The following is a 2611-nucleotide window of genomic DNA, read 5'->3' as shown; positions in this document are numbered from 1 at the left end:
ACTGTTTCCGGGAATCCGAACTCCGCAGCGATCTGCTGCATTTGGTCTGCTGGTAGCTTGTCCGCTCGAGGAAAGATCAGAATCTGGGCGCCCTGATACGGAGTGTCGGTAAAGGCGTCAACCGAGAAATATTCGTAGCTCATCGGGGCCTCCCATGGCGGTGGGGCTTTTTGTTTTGTTTGCGGCTTCGATCATGATCCTGTCCAAGCCAGCGGGATGCAAGTTGCGCCTGTTTTGTGGGACTGCGTGGACGCTGGTCGCCATTGAGAAGAGCAGAGTGACGAGGCAATCCATGCAGAGTTTGGAGTGCCCCGACGTCGAAGTTTTGCCAAACGCCCTATGGATCGCTTCGCTACGCTCGTGATGACGAGAGAGTGATTCATCGCGACAAGCGCGAGGCAAAGCAATCCATAGAGCTCTGGTGAGTTTTCCAATACGGGCGGATCAGTCCAAATAGCCGAGATTTTCCAGCTTCAACAACACCCGTTGCGCGGCTTCGTCGGGCGAGCAGTCTTGGGTGTCGATGACCAGTTCCGGTTCTTCGGGTGCTTCGTAGGGGTCGCTGATGCCGGTGAATTCCTTGATTTGTCCCGCTCGGGCTTTGGCGTAGAGGCCTTTGCGGTCACGTTCTTCGCATACTTCCAGCGATGTGGCGACATGTACTTCCACGAAGCCGCCGTTGGCTTCCACCATTTCGCGCACTATCCGGCGGGTGTCGGTATAGGGTGCGATAGGAGCACAAATGGCAATGCCGCGGTGCTTGGTAATCTCCGCGGCCACAAAGCCGATGCGGGTCACGTTCAAATTACGATGATCTTTGGAAAAACCCAGCTCGCTGGAGAGATGCTTGCGCACCAAGTCTCCATCGAGCATGGTCACCGGCCGGCCGCCCATTTCCATTAGTTTCACCATAAGCGCGTTGGCGATTGTGGACTTGCCGGAGCCGGACAAACCGGTGAAAAACACGGTAAAGCCCTGCCGGGAGCGCGGGGGGTAGCTGCGGCGCAATTCCTTGACCACATCGGGATACGAGAACCACTCGGGGATATCTGCCCCTTCGCGCAAACGGCGGCGGAATTCGGTGCCGGAGATGTTGAGCACGCTGTCGCCTTCTTCCACTTCGTCCACTGGCACGTACTGGGCTTTTTCTTCCACGAACACCATTTGCTGGAACGGCACCATCTCAATGCCCAGCTCGTCGTGGTATTGGGAGACCAGCTCCTGCGCTTCGTAGGGGCCGTAAAAATCATTGCCTTGGCTGTCCTTGCCCGGCCCGGCATGGTCGCGCCCGACGATAAAGTGCGAGCACCCATGGTTCTTCCGAATAATGGCATGCCAGACGGCTTCGCGCGGACCGCCCATGCGCATGGCCAGGGGCAACAGGCTGAGCATCGTGGAATGCTCCGGATAGTGGCGGAGCAGGTTTTCGTAGCAGCGCACGCGGGTGAAGTAGTCGATATCACCGGGTTTGGTCATGCCCACCACGGGTTGAATCAACAGGTTGGCTTCGACTTGTTTGGCCGCCCTGTGGGTCAGTTCTTGGTGAGCCCGGTGCATAGGGTTCCGGGTTTGGAAGGCCACGATCCGGCGCCATCCCAACTTGTCGAAAGCGGCGCGCATTTCCGTCGGGGTGAGGCGCAAGGAGCGAAAATCGTAATGCGTGGGGGGGGTGATGCCCAGCACCCGTCCGCCCAAATAAACCGCGCCGGCACGGTTCATCAAGTAGTGCACGCCGGGGTGCGCCGGGTCGGTGGTGCCGAATACGCCTTGGGCTTCTTTCGCCTTGTCCGGCTGCCATATATCGCTGACTTCCATTACGCCGATCAGAACGCCTTCTGGATCACGCAACGCAACCCAGTCCCCCGCGGAGAGGCTGTCGGCAAACGCCTGCGAGACGTCCAAATTGATGGGGATGGGCCAGAGGTTGCCGTCTGGCAGCCGCATGTCGCTGACCACGCCGTCATATTCGGCTTGGGTGAGAAATCCCTTCAGCGGGGAAAAACCGCCATTCAGGAGCAGTTCGATGTCGCACAATTGGCGGGTATTTAAATTCCAATCGGGATAGCCACGGGCTTTGTCACGGGTCGTTTCGAGTTCGTCGCCGTGCAGATAGTTGTCGCAAAGGGTGCCGCCGTGGGGCTGAATCAAATTGGACATAGCGCTTGCCTTATTTGGGTGTGCGGTTGGAAGTAGATTGATGTGATCGGCCTGAAATAATACGTCATGAATCGGGGTGTTCGTTCGTTCCGCATCAGAAGGACCAGACCATGGGAATGGTGACGACCGTAATGATTCCTGCAACCACCGTGAGGGGGATGCCCAAACGGAAGTAGTCGCTGAACCGGTAGCCGCCCGGTCCCATCACCATCAGATTGGTTTGATAACCGATAGGGGTGGCGTAGCTGGAAGACGCACCCATCATGATCGCGATGGCGAAGGGCATAAAACTCACGTTCAAGTCGCCGGCAATGTTCAGTGCAAAGGGAAACATCAGCACCGCCGCAGCATTGTTCGTGATCAAGTTGGTAAAGATGACCGTGGCCACGTAAATGGCCACCATGGTAGACCAAGGGCTGGCATGGGTGAAGTCCAGCAAGAACTGTGCGATGGC

Annotated in this window: 2 protein-coding genes; both read right to left on the bottom strand. The window is 57.4% G+C overall.

Going from position 1 to position 2611, the window contains the following annotated elements; genetic code table 11:
• Positions 1-444: 444 nt before the first annotated feature.
• On the bottom strand, positions 445-2157 hold the full coding sequence (locus SVU69_13680; protein ID MDY6944047.1) for a bifunctional sulfate adenylyltransferase/adenylylsulfate kinase: 1713 nt from the start codon (positions 2155-2157) through the stop codon (positions 445-447).
• A gap of 94 nt (positions 2158-2251) precedes the next feature.
• Positions 2252-2611: SLC13 family permease (locus tag SVU69_13675; GenBank protein ID MDY6944046.1), on the bottom strand; the 360-nt coding region annotated here is incomplete at its 5' end.

The organism is Pseudomonadota bacterium (assembly GCA_034189865.1).
Classification (GTDB): domain Bacteria; phylum Pseudomonadota; class Gammaproteobacteria; order UBA5335; family UBA5335; genus JAXHTV01.
This window is presented reverse-complemented; position numbering and strand designations above follow the sequence as displayed.